This is a genomic window from Prauserella cavernicola (assembly GCF_016595675.1).
In the GTDB taxonomy this organism is placed as follows: domain Bacteria; phylum Actinomycetota; class Actinomycetes; order Mycobacteriales; family Pseudonocardiaceae; genus Prauserella_A; species Prauserella_A cavernicola.
In genome coordinates this window covers 209,770-225,905 of record NZ_JAENJH010000010.1, presented here as the reverse complement: position 1 = coordinate 225,905, position 16,136 = coordinate 209,770, and the positions used below count along the sequence as shown (strand labels likewise).

Genomic DNA, 16,136 nt, shown 5'->3' with positions numbered 1-16,136 from the left:
CGCGCGTCGTCCGGCAAGACTGTCGGACCCCGGCGGCATCATGGGCGCATGTACCGCGAAACCGCTGCTCCCGCCGGGCTGCGCGGCATCGTGCGCTGCCTGTGGGAGAGCAGGCTGGGCGGGCCGAAGCGGATCGTGCCCGACGGCTGCGCCGACCTGATGGTCGCGGGCGAGCGGGTGTTCGTCGCAGGACCGGACACCGGGCCGTGGGACAGCGACCTGCCCGAGGGCACCGTCGTGCACGGCATCCGGTTCCGGCCGGGCCAGGCGCCGCGGGCACTCGGGATGGCCGCGGCCGAGCTGACGAACCAGCGCGTAGCGCTGGCCGATCTGTGGGGCTCGCGCGGCGCCAACGCCACCGAGCAGCTGCTGCACCGCCCGGCCGCGCTGGCCGAGGTCGTGGCCGGTGTGGCCGACCCGCGTCGCGACCCCGAGTTGGAGCTGCTGCTCCACCGGCTCGACGCGGGCGCGCCCCGGGTGTCGGACGCCCTCGACGGGCTGGGCGTCGGCGAGCGGCAGCTGCGCCGCCGGTTCACCCTCGCCGTCGGCTACGGCCCGGCCACGTACCTGCGGGTCGCCCGCCTTCGGCGCGCGATCGCCCTCGCCGGGAGCAGCGGCGATCTCGCGTCGCTCGCCGCCGCGGCAGGCTACGCCGACCAGGCACATCTGTCTCGCGACTGCCGCGAGCTCACCGGCAGCACTCCCGGGGCCTACTTCGCCCTCAGCCGCGCGGCGTGACCGTTCTCTTCAAGACCGGGAGAGCGCGCGCTGACAGGCTCGCGGCATGAGCACCTCCGCACTCGAGCGCGCCCGCGACTTCCTGCTCCTCAATGCCAGGCTGCTGGAACGGCGCCTGGCCGAGCTCTGGCTCGGGGAACCGGCCCCTGCCGCGGCGCACGCCGTGCTCGCGGCGCTGGCCGCGTACCGCAATCCGGACGGCGGGCTCGGGCACGCGCTCGAACCCGACGCGCGGGCCCCGGAGAGCCAGCCGCTGGCCGTCGACTTCGCGCTCCGCGTCGTCGAGCAGGTGCTCGATTCGCCCGCGGGCGACGATCCCGGCGTGCGCGCCGAGATCACCGCGTTCGCCGCGAGCCTCGTGCCGTACCTGGAGTCGGTGGCGGCTCCGTCCGGTGGACTGCCGATCGTGCTGCCCTCGGTTGCCAGGTACCCGCGGGCGCGGCACTGGGGCGACGGTGTCTTCCCGCCGGGGCTCAACCCGACCGCCGGCATCGTCACGTGCCTGCGCAGGGCCGGGGTGCGTGCGGACTGGCTCGATGCCGCCGACGTGTTCTGCCGCGAGCGGGTCGACGCACTCACCGACCTCGACGGGCACGCCGCGCACAACGCGCTGCACTATCTCGGCCACGCCCCTGACCGGCCCTGGGCGCTGGCACACCGGGACGCCATCGCGGCACGGCTCGGCGAGCTGCCCTACTTCCACCTCTATCCCGGCGAGGGCTACGGCCTGACATACGGCCTGACGCCGCTCGACATCGCACCCCTACCGCAGGACCCGCTGCGGGAGCTGATCCCCGCCGGCGCGGTGGCCGCGCACCTGGCCGAGCTCGCGGCCGGGCAGCAGACCGACGGCGGCTGGGCGTTGTCCTGGGAGCCGCCGGGCCCGGCGGCCGAACTGGAGTGGCGCGGGGTGGTCACCCTGCAGGCCGCGCGCGTGCTCGCCGCGAACTGAACGACGGCCCCTCGACAGCGGCACGAACCGGCGGGACACTGAAATTTCGCCTACGCGGCGTGTTTGGCTTTGTGCATCGAGTATTACTTCCGGTGAAAGCTCGCACATTTGAGACAAAAAAGCGCACGAACCCGCACAGGCAGGTTAGTCTGGGCGCATGTCCGTTGCGCTCGAGAATGTCCTCGCCAAGGCCGGTCTGAGGGTCAGCACCTCGCAGTTCCTGGCGCTGGTCGAAGAGGCGGCCCGCAGGCTGTCGCCGCCGAACCCGGAGCCGGCGCACTACTTCTCCACGGAACAGCAGCAGGCGCTGAGCGACGTGGGCCTCGATCTCGCGCCCCACCGTCAGGGCGAGACCGACTACCGCGCCCGCAGCGTGGCCGAGCACGCCGTGCTCGCCGACTCCGCGCTCACCGTGCTCGAGGCCTCGCGCAGGCTCGGCGTCGACGACAGCAGGATCCGGCACCGGCTCACCAAGGGCAGGCTCACCGGCTGGAAGGACCAGGGCGGCTGGCGGCTGCCCGCGTGGCAGTTCACGGCCACGAGTGTCCTGCCCGGGGTGGAGACCGTGCTCAAGGCCGTGCCCGCCGACTCGCCCGCGCTCGTCGTCGCGGCGTTCATGGGCACGCCACAGCCCGATCTCGTGATCAACGACAAGCCGGCCACGCCGCGGCAGTGGTTGCTCGCGGGCGGCGACCCCGAACTCGTCGCCACGCTCGCCACCACGCTCGGCACCCCGGCCTGATCCCAGCGACCGCACGAAGGAACGGTTAGTCACGCCCCATGGCAAGGCTGCCACTGCCACCTGCGCGCGCCGTACTGCTCAACGAGCTGCGCAGAAACGAGGACATCGTCGCCGTGCACCCGGCCACCCGCCTGGTGCGCGTCTTCACCGCGCGCGGAAACCACCCGCAACGCTGGGACACGTTCCGCTACACCGGCCCCCTGCCCCACGGCCGCTTCGACCCACAGCAGCCGCGGCACGGCGAGTCGGTGCACGATCCGCACAACGGCGTCCTCTACTTCGGACTGTCCGTGCGCACCAGCATCGCCGAGGTGTTCCAGACCACCTCGACCGTCGACCGCAAGACACGTGGCCCCCACCTGGTCGTCGTCCGGCCCTCACGCACGCTGCGGCTACTCGACCTGTCCGGGCTGTGGCCCACGCGCGTGGGCGCCTCGCAGGAGATCTCCAGCGGCCCCAAGAAGATCACGCAGGCGTGGGCCAGGGCGGTGCGCGCGGCGTTCGGCGACCTCGACGGCGTCTGGTACCGCTCGTCGATGGACTCGGGCTCGCCCGCGATCTGCCTGTGGGACCCGCCCGCGGGCGGGGCACTGCCCGTCTCGCCGGACGTCCTGCTGCCGCTCGACCACCCCGGCCTCGACGTGCCGCTCAGCCGCGTCTGCCAGGAGCTGAACTACCTGATGCTCAACTAGTCCTTGACGGGCAGGTGCCGCGACCACCACTCCAGGATCGCCTCGAAGCGCTGGAGCCGGTGCCGCGGCGTGCCCGACCGGCTGAGCTCGTGGCCCTCACCGGGGAACAGCAGGAACTCCGTGGGCGTGCCGTTCTTCTTGAGCGCCACGAACATCCGCTGCGCCTGCTCCAGCGGGCACCGCCAGTCCTGTTCGGAGTGTGCCACGGCGAACGGGATGTCGATGTCGGCGGCGTAGCTCAACGGGCTGCGCCTGCGCTGTTCCGCCGGGTCGTCGCCGACGTAGCCCTCAGTGAAGAACCAGCCGATGTCGGAGCTGCCCGAGAACGAGTCCCACGCGTTCACGGCGCGCTCACTCCACGCGGCGCGGAATCGCTGTCCGTGGTGGGAGGCGAGCCAGCCGGTCATGAACCCGCCGTAGGAACCGCCCATCACGCCGACGCGTTCGCTGTCCACATCGGAACGCTCGAGCGCGGCGTCGAGCAGCGCCAGCAGATCGTCGGCGTCGACGGTGCCGAGTGCCCCGATCACCGAGCGGCCGTGCGACTCGCCGTAGCCCGCCGAACCGCGCGGGTTGCCGAGCACCACGGCGTAGCCGGCCGAGGCGTACACCTGGGCCTCGTCGAAGAGGCTCCACTCGTAGGGCGCGAACGGTCCGCCGTGGATCACGAGCAGGACGGGGTGGGGGCCCTCGCCCTCGGGCGCGACCAGCCAGCCGTGCACCGGGTAGCCATCCGGCGCGGTGGCGGTCAGCTCCTGGGCGGGCAGCAGTGCACCCTGGTCCCGCAGTGGCGCGGAGAAGTCCGTGAGGGTCTGCGTCGTGTCGCCGGAGACCAGCACCACCTCGCCCGCGTCGAGCGGCCCGGCCTGCACGAGGGCGATCCGATCGCCGGACACGGCGTAGGAGCGCACCGCGGCCTGCTCGCCCGCCAGCAGCGGGAGCGCGTCGAGCTCGGCGTGGTCGGCGGTACGGGGCACGGAGCGCAGCTCGGCTGCGCCGCGGTGACGCACCACCACGAGCACACCGTCGCCGTGCGGCACCGGTTCGCCCACGGACTCGGCGCAGTCGACGGTCTCGGGGTCGGTGAGCCTGCGCGGTTCGGTGTCGCCGCCGCGCCGCGCCGCCCACAGCCCCGCATTGCGCGCGACGCTGGCGAGTCCCTCGAACTCCGTGCCGAGGTAGTAGATGGTGCCGTCGTCGGCGACCGTCGGATGCGACGCGGCGCCGCGGGTGCGCACGGCCAGCACGGGCTCACCGCCGTCCGCGGGGACCTCGTACAGGTCGTCGTGCTGCGTTTCGACACGTCCCCAGTCGCGCGGGGCGACGACGAGCACGGCGCGGCCGTCGGGAGTCCACGCCGGATCGGCGACGTCGATCTCGCCGGTCGTCAGCTCGACGGGTTCGGCATCGGCGTCCAGCGCGTCCACGACGAACAGCCGCTTCGGCCGGTCGCGCAGGAAGCCGACGTCGTCGATGCGGTAGTCGTAGCGGGTGATCCGCCTCGGCGCCTCGGCGCCTGCCTCGGGCGCGGTGTCCTCGTCCTGGCGCGCGAGTCCGTAACGACCGGGCTCCGGCACGCGCGCGGTGACGGCGATCCGGCGCGAGTCGGGCGCCCACACGGGTGCGTCCGCGCCGAGCGGGAGTTCGGTGATCCGCCTGGCCTCGCCGCCCGCGACGGGCATGACGTGGACCTGCGGCTTCGAGAGCGGACCCGAGGTGCCGGTCGCGCGCAGGAAGGCGACCCAGGCGCCGTCCGGCGAGACGGCGGGTGCGCTGTCGCGCTCACCGTGGGTCCACGGGGTGTCGACGCAGTTCGGCCCGACCCGGCGCAGCGAACTCCGGTAGGAGTCGCCGGCCAGATCGGGCCGAGACAGTGCGACGAGGATCGAGTCACCGGCGAAGGCCGGCCTGCCGGGGGCGGCGATCAGTTCGAGGTCAACGGGGCGCACCACCCCGACAGTACCCGATCCTTAGCGAAACTAACGAGTTATTTCTCGGTGCGCGAGCCGGCTTCCTGCTCGCTGTTGTCGTCCTGCTCCTGCTCCTCACGCTGCTCCGGAGCAGACGCCTTGAGGTCCATCCCGCCCGAGGCGGCAGCCTCCGGATCGCGCTTGGCCTTCATGAGGCTGGCGATCGTGGTGATCGTCAGTACCGCCACGATGACGCCGAGCGACATCCAGTTGTTGATCTCCAGCCAGGCCGGCGTCACGTGGTACTCGTGCAGCGCGTGCAGCACCAGCTTGGCACCGATGAAGGCCAGGATGATCGCCAGACCGTAGGACAGGTAGACGAGCTTGTTGACCAGTCCGCCCAGCAGGAAGTACAGCTGCCGCAGACCCATCAGAGCGAACGCGTTGGCCGTGAACACCAGGAAGGCGTCCTGGGTGATGCCGAAGATCGCCGGGATCGAGTCCACCGCGAACAGCAGGTCGGCGCTACCGATGGCCACGATCACCACGAACATCGGCGTGATGTAGCGCTTGCCATCTTTCTTGACGATCGAGTGGTGACCGACGTAGTCGTCGGTGACCGGGAAGACCTTGCGCACCCAGCGGGTGACCGCGTTCTCGTTGTACTCCTCGTGCGAGCCCGCGCTGCGGACCATGCTCACGGCCGTCCACACGAGAATCGCGCCGAAGAGGAAGAAGATCCAGACGAACTGGTTGATGAGCGCCGCGCCGACGGCGATGAACCCACCGCGCATGACGAGCGCGATCAGGATACCGATCAGGAGCACGCGGTGCTGGTGGATCGCCGGCACCTTGAACGACGCCATGATCACCATGAAGATGAACAGGTTGTCGACGGACAGCGAGTACTCGGTGATGTACCCGGTGAAGAACTCGACACCAGGGTCGTGCCCGCCGAACACCCATACGCCGATGCCGAAGAGCACGGCGCACGAGACGTAGAACGTCACCCAGCGAGCGGCTTCGCCCGTCGTGACCTCATGTGGTTTGCGGTCCACGATCACGAGGTCGATGGCGATCAGGACGAGCAGACCACCAATAGTGGCGAACCACAGCCACAAAGGCACCGTCATGTAACAAATCCTCCGGTTAGCGGGATAGCGGCCACTACCCGGAGGTCTCTTCCACCGGATGCACCGGCCAACGGCGCCGGGTGCCCTGCCGGGCGGCCGTGCTGACGACGCCGTCGCGAAGGAATACTCCCCTCCACAACGCCTCCATCATCGCGGGTCGAACTCCGGAAAGCCAGACACGATCACGCACGTCACGTTGTTTACGTGCGTAACCTCTGTCACAGGCGGCAACCCTATTCCTCTTCGGCCGGGTATGCCCGTCGAGAGTTCTCAGGAAACGCCCAATACTGTGAACTCCGTGCCCCGAACTCCCCTGCCACGCAGCCGTCGTGGACGCCTGCTGACGCTGCTCGCCGTGGTCGCCGTCCTGGTCGCGGGCGGAGGCGTCTGGCTGAGCTCCGGCGACGAGCCCGTCCGGTTCAGCACCCAGGACGCGACGATCGACGTGGCGGCGGCGCCCGGCTCCGAGGAGCGCGTCCAGCTCGACGCGACGCTGTACGTGCCCGAGCAGACGCCCGCGCCCGCCATCCTGCTGCCGCACGGCTTCGGCGGCGACAAGAACAGCGTCAGCCGGGACGCCGAGGAGCTCGCCGACCACGGCTTCGTGGTCCTGACCTACTCGGCCAGGGGATTCGGCCAGAGCACCGGCCAGATCTCGCTGAACGACCCCGACTACGAGGTGGCCGACGCCTCCCGGCTCGTCGACCACCTGGCAGGACTGCCCGAGGTGCTCAAGGACTCCGACGGCGATCCGCGCGTCGGAGTCACCGGCGCCTCCTACGGCGGCGCGCTCGCCCTGATGCTCGCGGGCACCGACGAGCGGGTCGACGCGATCGCCCCGGTGATCACCTACAACGACCTCGCGCAGTCGCTGCTGCCCAACGCCGCGACCAGCGGCCAGATCCAGGCAGGCACGCCCTCACCCGGCGCGTTCGGCGACAACGGCGTGCTCAAGCAGGCCTGGGCGGGCACGTTGTTCGCAGCGGGCCTCGGCGTCCCCTCACCGTCGAGCGGTCCCGGGCCCGACGCCGTCGAACCCGGCGACGAGGGCGACAACGACGACGTCGGTACGAGCGGCGGCGCGGGCGGCGCCTCGTCCCCGGCGGCGGCACCGCGCGGACAGCAGCGGCCCGGCGCGGACCAGCGCAGCGGCACGTGCGGCAGGTTCACCCAGGAGGTCTGCGCGGCCTACACCGACGTCGCCACCGACGGCCAGGCTGAGCAGAGCACGCTCGACCTGTTGCGCCGCGTCTCCCCCGCCTCGGTCACCGGCGACATCACTGTGCCGACGATGCTGGTGCAGGGCGAGAGCGACACCCTGTTCGGGCTCGACCAGGCCGACGCCAACGCCAGGCAGATCGCCGAGGCGGGCGGCCAGGTCTCCACGATCTGGTACACGGGCGGTCACGACGGCGGCGGCCCCGGAGCCCAGCTGCGCGGCAAGATCGCCGACTTCCTGCACCACCACCTCACCGGCGAGGGCGACGACCCCGGCACGCCGTTCACCTACGACGTCCAGGGTTCGTTGCGGGCCAACGGCGCGCCCTCGGTGCGCAGCGTCGAGGCCCCCGCCTACCCGGGCCTGACCTCGGGTGTCACCCAGCGGCGCGACGTCGCGCTCACCGGCGGCGAGCAGCCGGTCGTGCGGCCGCCGGGCGGCACCCCGGCCGCGGTCAGCGGCATCCCCGGGCTCAACCGCGTGGTGGCGGGCTCGTCCCGGCTGTCCGGGCTGTTCTCGGTGGATCCGCCCGGCCAGTCCGCGACGTTCACCTCGCAGCCGGTGGACTCACAGCTGCTGGTCGCGGGCTCCTCGACGGTCCGGCTCCGCGTCGCCGCCGAGGGACCGGCTCCCGAGGGCGGCGCGGTCCTGTTCGCCAAGCTCTACGACGTCAACCCCGATGGCAGCCGCACGCTGCCCGGCAGCGCGATCGCCCCGATCCGCATCCCCGACCTGCCCGCCGACGGCTCTCCGGTCGAGGTCACCGTGACCCTGCCCGGCGTGGTGCGGCCGATCGAGTCGGGTCACGCGCTGCAGCTCGTCGTGGGCACCACCGACCAGTCCTACGCCACGCCCACCGCACCCGCCGCCTACCGCATCTCGCTGGCCGGGGATCCGGCGCTGGCGGTGCCCGTGGTCCCCGGCACCACGGTGACCTCCGGCTGGCCCGTGCCGCAGCTGCTCGGCATCGCGGGCACGCTGCTCGCGGCGGCCGTGGTGGCCGCGATCGGCGCGATGCGGCGCAAGCGCTCGCACCGGGTCGACCCCGAGCTGGCCGAGACACCGATGGTGATCGAGGGGCTCACCAAGTCCTACCCCGGCGGGCTCACCGCGGTGAACGACCTGTCGTTCCGCGTCGAACCCGGCCAGGTGCTCGGTCTGCTCGGCCCCAACGGAGCGGGCAAGACCACCACCCTGCGCATGCTGATGGGGCTGATCACGCCGAGCAAGGGCGAGATCAAGGTGTTCGGCTACAAGATCACCCCCGGCGCGCCCGTGCTCTCGCGCATCGGATCGTTCGTGGAGGGTTCCGGCTTCCTGCCGCACCTGTCCGGCGAGGCGAACCTGCGGCTGTTCTGGCAGTCCACCGGACGGCCCGAGGAGAAGGCGCACTTCACCGAGGCACTCGAGATCGCGGGACTCGGCGACGCCGTGCACCGCAGGGTCCGTACCTACAGCCAGGGCATGCGGCAGCGGCTCGCGATCGCCCAGGCCATGCTCGGCCTGCCGGAGCTGCTCGTACTCGACGAACCCACCAACGGGCTCGACCCGCCGCAGATCCACCAGATGCGCGAGGTGCTGCAGCGCTACGCGGCGACCGGGCGCACGGTGGTCGTGTCCAGCCACCTGCTGGCAGAGGTGGAGCAGACCTGCACGCACGTGGTCGTCATGCACCGCGGCAGGCTCGTGGCCTCCGGCGAGGTCCACGAGATCGTCGCCGCCGGCGGCGAGGCGACGTTCCGGGTCGACAACCCGGAGGCGGCCGCCGAGGCGCTGCGCGCGGTCGGCGGAGTGTCCGATGTCGACATCGAGGGCTCGCTCGTGCACGCCGATCTCGACGGGCTCGCCCGGTCCGAGGCCGTCGCCGCGCTCGTCCGAGCGGGCGTGTCGGTGGAGCAGGCGGGGCCGCGGCGCAGGCTCGAAGACGCGTTCCTGCAACTGGTCGGGGAAGAGAGCAGCTCATGAGCAAGGCGAGCAATGCGGCCGAGGACAACGCCCGCCTCGACCACGGCGTGCACACCGACCCGTCGGCGCTGGAGGAACTGACCGACGCGGCCAGTGCCGAGGCCACAGCGGTGGCCGAGGACGGCGCCGTCGGCGGCTACCGCGCGAGCCGGACCCTGCGCCTCGGCGTCGAGCTGCGCAGGCAGCTGCGCAGGCGGCGCACCCAGCTCGTGTTCGCCATGGTGGCGCTGCTGCCGTTCATCCTCGTGGTGGCGTTCGAGATCGGCGACGCGAACCCGAACCAGCGTTCGGGCGGCTTCATCGACCTCGCCACGGCGAGCGCACCGAACTTCGTGGTGCTGGCGCTGTTCGTGTCCGGCTCGTTCCTGCTGCCGATGATCGTGGCGCTGTACTTCGGAGACACGGTGGCGAGCGAGTCGTCGTGGTCGAGCCTGAAGTACCTGCTCGCGATCCCCGTTCCACGGCACCGGCTGCTGCGGCAGAAGGCCATCACCTCGGCACTGCTGTCGGCGATGACGCTCGCGGTGCTGCCGCTGGTGTCGCTGCTCGTGGGCGTGCTCTGGTACGGCGCGGGCCAGGCGATCAGCCCGACCGGCGACTCGATCTCGTTCGGACAGAGCCTGCTCGCGATCCTGTTCGGCAGCGTCTACATCATGATCCAGCTGTCGTGGGTCGCCGGGCTGGGACTGCTGCTGAGCGTGTCGACCGAGGCACCGCTCGGGGCGGTCGGCGGCACGGTGCTGGTGTCGATCCTGTCGCAGATCCTCAACCAGATCACCGCGCTGGGCGACCTGCGGCAGTTCCTGCCGACGCACTACTCGTTCGCCTGGATGGACCTGATCGCCACCGACATCGACTGGACGCAGATGGCCAGCGGCGCGCTCTCGGCCGTCGTCTACGCCACGATCTTCGGCCTGCTCGCGGCGCGCAGATTCGCTACAAAGGACATCACCAGCTAGCCCGTCCGAAGGGATCCCGATGACGTCGATCCACCTGGAACCAGCCGACGGGGTCGCCGTGCTCCGCATCGAGCACGGCAAGGCGAACGCGCTCGACACCGAGTTGTGCCGCGACCTGGTGGCGCGTCTGGACGCGCTGGCCGGCGACGACACCTACCGCGCCGTCGTGCTCACCGGAACCGGCGGCGTGTTCTCCGCCGGAGTCGACCTGAAGCGGATCGCCGACGGCGGCGCCGAGTACGTCGCGGAGTTCCTGCCCGCGCTGTCCGACGCGTTCCTCAGCGTGTTCGACTTCCCTCGGCCCGTGGTGGCCGCCGTGAACGGGCACGCGATCGCAGGCGGCTGCGTGCTCGCCGCCGCCAGCGACCACCGGGTGATGAACTCCGAACACGGCCGGATCGGGCTGACCGAGCTCCTCGTCGGCGTGCCGTTCCCGCTCGTGGCCACCGAGGTCGTGCGCTGCGCGTACGGCACGCAGCGCCTGCCCGCGCTGACCTACACCGGCCAGACGCTGCGGGCGGCCGACGCGCTCTCGCTCGGCGTCGTCGACGAGGTCACCGGAGCCGACCAGGTGCTGCCGAGCGCGCTCGAGGTGGCCCGCACGCTGGGCACAGCCTCGGCGTCGGCGTTCGCGCACACCAAGAACCAGATCCACCGGCCCTACCGCGTGCGCATCAGCGAGCAGCGCGCCTCCGACGACGCCAGGGTCGAGGAACTCTGGTCGGCGCCGGAGACGCTCGCCGCCATCAAAGAGTACGTGCGCTCCGTGCTCGGCTGAGGGGTCTCAGCCCCACTGGTACTTCAGGAACTTGCCGTCGAGGGTCACCACCACGCGCTCGCCACCGGGGTCCTCGCGACGGTCGACGTCGAGCTTGAAGTTGATGGCGCTCATGATGCCGTCGCCGAACTTCTCGTGGATCAGTTCCTTGATCGTCGGCCCGTAGACCTGAAGCACCTCGTAGAAGCGGTAGATCGTCGGATCGGTCGGCACGGCGTCCTCGAGCGCGCCGCGGGAGGGCTGGGCCCGCAGGGCCTCGACGACGTCGGGCCCGAGTTCCAGGACGCTCGCGGCCGCCTCGGCCTGCTCGGCGCTCATGGGGTGTTGCCCGAGCAACGCGGCGGTGGTCCACGCGAGTGGCGCGTCCAGGACGTCGGCGAGCTTCTGCCAGGTCAGCCCCAGCCGCGTCTTCGCCTCGACGACGGCACGGCCTGCTTCCATCTTCGTCAGCATGGCGCCGAACGTAGTGCCGCCGTGTTGCGCGAACGTTTCGGCGCGAGCGGTGCTGGAAAACGGTTTGACCACATGCCCGCCGCCCGCCGAGCATGACGCGACCGATCGAGCACCGAGGAGCGTGTGAAGCCCGTGGCACTGACCCCAGCACAGGTCGAGCAGTTCGTCCGCGACGGCTTCGTGCGCCTCGACAGGGCCTTCCCCAGCGACGTCGCCGGCCAGTGCCTCGACGAACTGTGGGCGGAGACCGGGTGCGACCGGAACGACCCGGCCACGTGGACCCGGCCCGTCATCCGGCTCGGCGGGTTCGCCACCGAGCCGTTCCAGCGGGCCGCGAGCACCACGGCGCTGCACACGGCGTTCGACCAGCTTGCGGGCGAGCGCGCGTGGGTGCCCAGGCTCGGACTCGGCACGTTCCCGGTGCGCTTTCCCGTGCCCGGCGAGCCCGGTGACGACGGCTGGCACCTCGACGCGAGCTTCGCGGGGCCCGAGGGAGAGGCCCGCATCAACCTCCGGTCCAGGGAACGCGCGCTGCTGATGCTGTTCCTGTTCTCGGAGGTGGGCCCCGACGACGCCCCGACCCGGATCCGCGTCGGATCCCACCTCGACGTGCCGCCGCTGCTGAAGGACGACGGCGACGAGGGCCGCGAGTGGCTGCCGCTGTGCCAGGACGCGGTCGCCGCCTCCGAGCACCGCCCGGTCGAACTGGCGACCGGCGATCCCGGCGACGTCTACCTCTGCCACCCGTTCCTGGTGCACGCCGCGCAGCCGCACCGCGGGCGGACACCGCGCTTCATCGCCCAGCCGCCCCTGCACTCCCGGGCCCCGCTCGACCTGGACGCCGAGCGCCCGAGCCCGATCGCGCGAGCGGTGCTGGACGGTCTGAACGCCTGAGCTTCACTGCACGCAGAACTCGTTGCCCTCCGGGTCCTGCAGCACCAGACAGCGACCGGCGGGCTCGTTCACCTCGCGCAGCACCGAGGCACCGGCCTGCTTCAGCACCTCGGCCCGCGCCAGCACCTGCTCCCAGCCCTGCTCGGTGCCGTGGTGCGGCGCGCTCGCGTTGATGTCGAGGTGCACGCGATTCTTCGCCGTCTTCCTTTCGGGAACGCGCTGAAAGAACAACCGCGGCCCCTGGCCCGCCGGGTCGACGACGGCGGACTTCGAGTCCCATTCCTCGGGTGGGAACCCGAGCTTCTCCGCGAACTCCTCCCACGACGCGAACCCCGGAGGAGGCGGCTGCACCTCGTAGTCCAGTGCCAGCGCCCAGAACTCAGCCAGCTTCCGCGGATTCGCCGCGTCGAAGGTCACCTGCACGCCCAGAGCCATGTCGTCTCCCCGTTCTGTCGGGGCCCAGTGTGCCCGGGGGCACCGACAATTCCGGGGGGCCTACATCGACCGCCACGTCGCGACCAGCGTCTTCGCCAGGTTCGCCGGTGTCCCTGGCAGGCGACGGAGGTTGTCCTGCCCGTCCGCGAAGACCAATACGCGACCCTCGTCCCGGACATCGATCACCGAGAACGGTTTGCTGCGACGGAACCGGCCGTCCGCGACGCCGGCCGCATAGACCTGGTGCACCGCATCCCGCGGCGCGGCGAGCTGCTTGGCGAGTTCCTTCGCCGGGTTGGGCCCGGAGTCCAGCGGGTCCCCCAGCTCGTGGCGCGCCTCGAAATCCCGCGTCGCGACCGCCAGCTCCCGCACGGGCGCGGCCGGAACCCGCGGCAGCTCCTCGACGAACTCCTCGACCAGCCGCCGCTCGTCGATCGGCACGATCGACACGGTCTCCCCGCGCACCTGCATCGCCACGGCCTCGCCGCCGCTGGCACTGGCCAGGAGCTTGCGATCCAGGCGATCGTCGGCGTGGGCGCTCCAGCAGTAGAGTTCCCGGTCCGACGACGCCAGCACCCGCAGCACGACCCGGAAATCGCGGGTGAGTGCCCCGTTCTGGGCGAGCCCGAGCTCGGTAAGCGCCCGGAAGCACTCGCGCGTGAAGTCGCCACGTGCGTCCTGCGGCACGAAGAGATCGAACCCGCCGAGCACGGGATGCGCGTCGCCGAGCTGCTCGAGCTCCCACAGGTACAGCAACACGGCGCGCGGCACCGTGATGGGACGGGTCAGTACAGGCACGGCCGGTCAGCCACCGATGGTCGGCGGCGTGACGACAGCGCCGGTGTTCGGGTCGCGCAGGGGCTCGTCGTCGTCGGTGAGGCTGAACGCCTCGTCGGTGTCCTGCACGTACTGGCGCTGGTGTTCCTCGTCGTCGGAGCCGCGGCCACGTCCGGCGCCGCCGCCCATCGCGCCCATGCCGCCCATGCCGCGTGCGCCGCCGCTTCCGCCTGCCGAGCCGCCGACCGCGCCGCCGGCCTGACCGCCGGGGCCGAAGGGAGCCGCGCCGGTGCCCTTGCCAGCGCCGAGGCCACCGGCCGCGCCACCGGGAATCCCACCGCTCCCGACCCGACCCGCGGCGCCGCCTGATCCGCTTCCGGACCCGCTACCGACTCCACCGACGGAACCACCCGAAGCACCACCCGCACCGGGCCCGGAGAACCGGCCGCCCGCCGCACCTCCGGGAGGCCCGAATCCGGGCGGAGCGTAGGCGTTGCCCGAGCCGAAGTTCGATCCCTGACCGCTCCCTGGCTGGTAACCGGGTGTCTGCACGTTCGGCGAGTACCCGCCGGGACCGGTGCCGCCCGGCGGCGTGTAGCCGGCCGCCGAGGTCGAGTCATCGGGCTGGGACGCCGCGGGCAGGTTCGACGCGAAGTTCTGGCTGCCGCCGGTGTTCACCTGACCGCCCGAGCCCCCAGGACCAGCCGGAGTCACGGACGACCCTCCCGGCTGCGCCTGCTGCTGACCGCCAGACTCGTTGAACGTGATGACCCCGGTACCCGAGCTTTCCTTGCCGGTGGTCCCCGTGCCGAAGTCGATCTTGCCGAGCCCGCCGTCGAGCGGCCCGAGGGACCCGAAGTCCTTCTGCACGCCCTGCTGCGAGGACTTCATGGTCTGCTCGTAGGCCTGGTAGGTCTGGCGGTTCTGCTCGAGCTGCGCCTTGTACTGGTTGATCTTGTCTTCCTGGTCGGTGTCCCAGGGAGTCAGGTTGTCCCATGCGCTGCGCTCCGGCGCCTGGTCATCCATGGCCGTGAGCTGCGAACGCACGTTGTCGAAGGCGTGGGCGCTGTCGGTGTACTGGCGGGCGTTGGCGCCGTAGACCTCCGAGGAGGTCTGGGTGGCCTTCAACCCGGCGCGGATCTTGTCGGCCGCGGCCTCGGCCCCGTCCCCGGTCCACGCACTCTCGAGGCCGCGCAACATGCGAGTACCGCGGTCACCGGCGTCATCATGACCTGTCACCAGGCCGTTGGCCTGTTGCGCAGCCTCGTGCCACCGCGCCGAGTCTCCCTGGTGCACGCGCCGGACCAGCTCCGGCAGCGGCATGATGCCCTGCTCAGCCAGGAGCTCCCACATCACCCCGGTGGCAGCCGCCTGATTACCGAACAGCCCCATCGCTACTCCCCCTTGAGGTTCCCCACAGCCATGGCCGCGACCCGCTTCGCGGGCTCGCACGCGTCGTTGCCTTCATTCGCCCGGCTCAACGTCACCACGATGCCTACCGCGTACTCATCAGCCAGGCCGACCGCGAATCCGCATGCGACGTCGTCCTCGGTTGTCTTGTATTCGACCGCTGGAAGGCCGTCAATGGGCCCAGCGTCTCGAAAAACCGCCGACTGTGGCTGAGTATTCGCGTAGTAAGCGCTCAAACCTTGGCGCGTCTGATTGCTGAAGGTCAATGAGAAACCGCCCCCGGTGGTGGGGTCAGACCAAGAACACCGTGGCCCCACGTCGTCAAGATCCTTGCGCTCGCCCTGAGAGGCACCGTCGCCCAAAGCTTCTTCAACCTGTTGCGCCGTCAGCGCCTCGCATGGATCGCCCGAGATCACGGCCTCTGGTAGTGGGTTCGCCACCGCAGGTGCCCCGCTGTGCGGCAACTCGGAATTATCGGACGACGCCCCCGTAGAAGAGGTTCCCGACGACTGCGGCGCCGGCAGCGCCTCGCCACCGGTTCCCCCTGAGCATCCGGCCACCAAAAGCACGCTGAATCCCACCATCGCCGTGGAAACGCGCCCCATCAGATCAACCCTCCGCCTGAATCCTTCTGCCTGCCGGACTTGCCGATGTCCTGGCCAGCTTGTTCGTCAGCTTCCTGGTAAACCCCGAGTGCCTTCTCCAATGCCGTTACTAAGCTGCGCCAGTAGTCCCGCTCCGCCGCAACGTGCTGAGCCCCGTTGCCGAAAGCCTCAAGGCCAACCTGGTTGAACCCCATCGTGGCCGGATCGTCAGCCGGTGCTTGAGTCTGCTGCAACTCCATTGCACCTTCCGCCTGCTCCGCCAGGTCGGCGGCGACACCTCGGGCTTCTTCCAGCGCGGCCTCGGCTTCTTCTCGGCTCATCGAGAAGCCACCACCCGCGCCCGGGCCCGACGACGACTTGCCGTCGACAATGAAATTCATGTTGTTGAACGTCGCAAGCGCGCCACCCACCGCGGCACCACCCGGCATCACCGACATCGCAGCCTGCGCCGCGGCGGTATCCACCTGACCGTTC

Annotated in this window: 16 protein-coding genes; 8 read left to right on the top strand and 8 right to left on the bottom strand. The window is 70.9% G+C overall.

Annotated features, from left to right (window positions below; translation table 11 throughout):
- Positions 1 to 48 precede the first annotated feature (48 nt).
- From JHE00_RS29710 to JHE00_RS29695, 4 genes are all read left to right on the top strand, one after another.
- A complete protein-coding gene (locus tag JHE00_RS29710; RefSeq protein WP_200324500.1) occupies positions 49 to 738 on the top strand; it encodes a helix-turn-helix domain-containing protein in 690 nt (229 codons plus the stop codon).
- 46 nt (positions 739 to 784) lie between these two features.
- Positions 785 to 1,690, top strand: coding sequence for a hypothetical protein (locus JHE00_RS29705; protein WP_200324498.1), 906 nt, complete (start codon positions 785 to 787; stop codon positions 1,688 to 1,690).
- Positions 1,691 to 1,847: 157 nt separating this feature from the next.
- On the top strand, positions 1,848 to 2,432 hold the full coding sequence (locus JHE00_RS29700; RefSeq protein WP_200324496.1) for a DNA-binding protein: 585 nt from the start codon (positions 1,848 to 1,850) through the stop codon (positions 2,430 to 2,432).
- A 38-nt stretch (positions 2,433 to 2,470) separates the two neighbouring features.
- Positions 2,471 to 3,124 (top strand): RES family NAD+ phosphorylase, encoded by a 654-nt coding sequence (locus tag JHE00_RS29695; RefSeq protein ID WP_200324494.1) that lies wholly within the window; start codon positions 2,471 to 2,473, stop codon positions 3,122 to 3,124.
- Here JHE00_RS29695 and JHE00_RS29690 read toward each other — a convergent pair.
- Together JHE00_RS29690 and JHE00_RS29685 are read right to left on the bottom strand one after the other, a co-directional pair.
- Complete coding sequence (locus JHE00_RS29690; RefSeq protein ID WP_200324492.1) at positions 3,121 to 5,073, bottom strand: S9 family peptidase; 1,953 nt, start codon at positions 5,071 to 5,073, stop codon at positions 3,121 to 3,123. The genes JHE00_RS29695 and JHE00_RS29690 overlap by 4 nt on opposite strands.
- A 38-nt stretch (positions 5,074 to 5,111) precedes the next feature.
- On the bottom strand, positions 5,112 to 6,167 hold the full coding sequence (locus JHE00_RS29685; protein ID WP_200324490.1) for a TerC family protein: 1,056 nt from the start codon (positions 6,165 to 6,167) through the stop codon (positions 5,112 to 5,114).
- A gap of 253 nt (positions 6,168 to 6,420) precedes the next feature.
- On the opposite strand from JHE00_RS29685, the gene JHE00_RS29680 reads away from it, so the two are divergent.
- From JHE00_RS29680 to JHE00_RS29670, 3 genes are read left to right on the top strand one after another with little or no spacing between them, the layout of a single operon-like run.
- Positions 6,421 to 9,351, top strand: coding sequence for an alpha/beta fold hydrolase (locus JHE00_RS29680; protein ID WP_200324488.1), 2,931 nt, complete (start codon positions 6,421 to 6,423; stop codon positions 9,349 to 9,351).
- Positions 9,348 to 10,310 carry an ABC transporter permease gene (locus JHE00_RS29675; protein WP_200324486.1) on the top strand — a complete coding sequence of 321 codons (963 nt, stop codon included), beginning with the start codon at positions 9,348 to 9,350 and terminating at the stop codon, positions 10,308 to 10,310. Before JHE00_RS29680 ends, JHE00_RS29675 begins: the two co-directional genes overlap by 4 nt.
- 19 nt (positions 10,311 to 10,329) lie before the next feature.
- The gene (locus JHE00_RS29670; protein ID WP_200324484.1) at positions 10,330 to 11,088 is read left to right on the top strand and encodes an enoyl-CoA hydratase/isomerase family protein; all 759 of its coding nucleotides are present in this window, start codon (positions 10,330 to 10,332) and stop codon (positions 11,086 to 11,088) included.
- Between the two features lie 6 nt (positions 11,089 to 11,094).
- Here the strand turns inward: JHE00_RS29670 and cynS are convergent, their stop codons facing one another.
- Positions 11,095 to 11,541, bottom strand: coding sequence for a cyanase (cynS, locus tag JHE00_RS29665; RefSeq protein ID WP_200324482.1), 447 nt, complete (start codon positions 11,539 to 11,541; stop codon positions 11,095 to 11,097).
- 132 nt (positions 11,542 to 11,673) lie between these two features.
- Between cynS and JHE00_RS29660 the strand changes: the two genes are divergently transcribed.
- Complete coding sequence (locus JHE00_RS29660) at positions 11,674 to 12,435, top strand: phytanoyl-CoA dioxygenase family protein (RefSeq protein WP_200324480.1); 762 nt, start codon at positions 11,674 to 11,676, stop codon at positions 12,433 to 12,435.
- A gap of 3 nt (positions 12,436 to 12,438) precedes the next feature.
- On the opposite strand, the gene JHE00_RS29655 is transcribed toward JHE00_RS29660, so the two are convergent.
- The 5 genes from JHE00_RS29655 to JHE00_RS29635 form a co-directional block, all read right to left on the bottom strand.
- Complete coding sequence (locus tag JHE00_RS29655) at positions 12,439 to 12,870, bottom strand: VOC family protein (RefSeq protein ID WP_200324478.1); 432 nt, start codon at positions 12,868 to 12,870, stop codon at positions 12,439 to 12,441.
- Positions 12,871 to 12,930: 60 nt separating this feature from the next.
- Positions 12,931 to 13,668, bottom strand: coding sequence for an ESX secretion-associated protein EspG (locus JHE00_RS29650; RefSeq protein WP_200324476.1), 738 nt, complete (start codon positions 13,666 to 13,668; stop codon positions 12,931 to 12,933).
- Positions 13,669 to 13,674: 6 nt separating this feature from the next.
- A complete protein-coding gene (locus JHE00_RS29645; protein WP_200324474.1) occupies positions 13,675 to 15,039 on the bottom strand; it encodes a hypothetical protein in 1,365 nt (454 codons plus the stop codon).
- A gap of 2 nt (positions 15,040 to 15,041) precedes the next feature.
- Positions 15,042 to 15,662 (bottom strand): DUF3558 domain-containing protein, encoded by a 621-nt coding sequence (locus JHE00_RS29640; RefSeq protein ID WP_200324472.1) that lies wholly within the window; start codon positions 15,660 to 15,662, stop codon positions 15,042 to 15,044.
- On the bottom strand, positions 15,662 to 16,136 hold a 475-nt coding region (locus JHE00_RS29635), incomplete at its 5' end, for a hypothetical protein (protein WP_307832175.1). The genes JHE00_RS29640 and JHE00_RS29635, both read right to left, overlap by 1 nt.

Coding starts and splice junctions, on each gene's coding strand:
- JHE00_RS29685 (WP_200324490.1), bottom strand. CDS start 6,167: ATGACGGTGCCTTTGTGGCTGTGGTTCGCCACTATTGGTGGTCTGCTC.
- JHE00_RS29695 (WP_200324494.1), top strand. CDS start 2,471: ATGGCAAGGCTGCCACTGCCACCTGCGCGCGCCGTACTGCTCAACGAG.
- JHE00_RS29680 (WP_200324488.1), top strand. CDS start 6,421: ATGCCCGTCGAGAGTTCTCAGGAAACGCCCAATACTGTGAACTCCGTG.
- JHE00_RS29710 (WP_200324500.1), top strand. CDS start 49: ATGTACCGCGAAACCGCTGCTCCCGCCGGGCTGCGCGGCATCGTGCGC.
- JHE00_RS29675 (WP_200324486.1), top strand. CDS start 9,348: ATGAGCAAGGCGAGCAATGCGGCCGAGGACAACGCCCGCCTCGACCAC.
- JHE00_RS29645 (WP_200324474.1), bottom strand. CDS start 15,039: ATGGGGCTGTTCGGTAATCAGGCGGCTGCCACCGGGGTGATGTGGGAG.
- JHE00_RS29655 (WP_200324478.1), bottom strand. CDS start 12,870: ATGGCTCTGGGCGTGCAGGTGACCTTCGACGCGGCGAATCCGCGGAAG.
- JHE00_RS29705 (WP_200324498.1), top strand. CDS start 785: ATGAGCACCTCCGCACTCGAGCGCGCCCGCGACTTCCTGCTCCTCAAT.
- JHE00_RS29670 (WP_200324484.1), top strand. CDS start 10,330: ATGACGTCGATCCACCTGGAACCAGCCGACGGGGTCGCCGTGCTCCGC.
- JHE00_RS29700 (WP_200324496.1), top strand. CDS start 1,848: ATGTCCGTTGCGCTCGAGAATGTCCTCGCCAAGGCCGGTCTGAGGGTC.
- JHE00_RS29640 (WP_200324472.1), bottom strand. CDS start 15,662: ATGGGGCGCGTTTCCACGGCGATGGTGGGATTCAGCGTGCTTTTGGTG.
- cynS (WP_200324482.1), bottom strand. CDS start 11,541: ATGCTGACGAAGATGGAAGCAGGCCGTGCCGTCGTCGAGGCGAAGACG.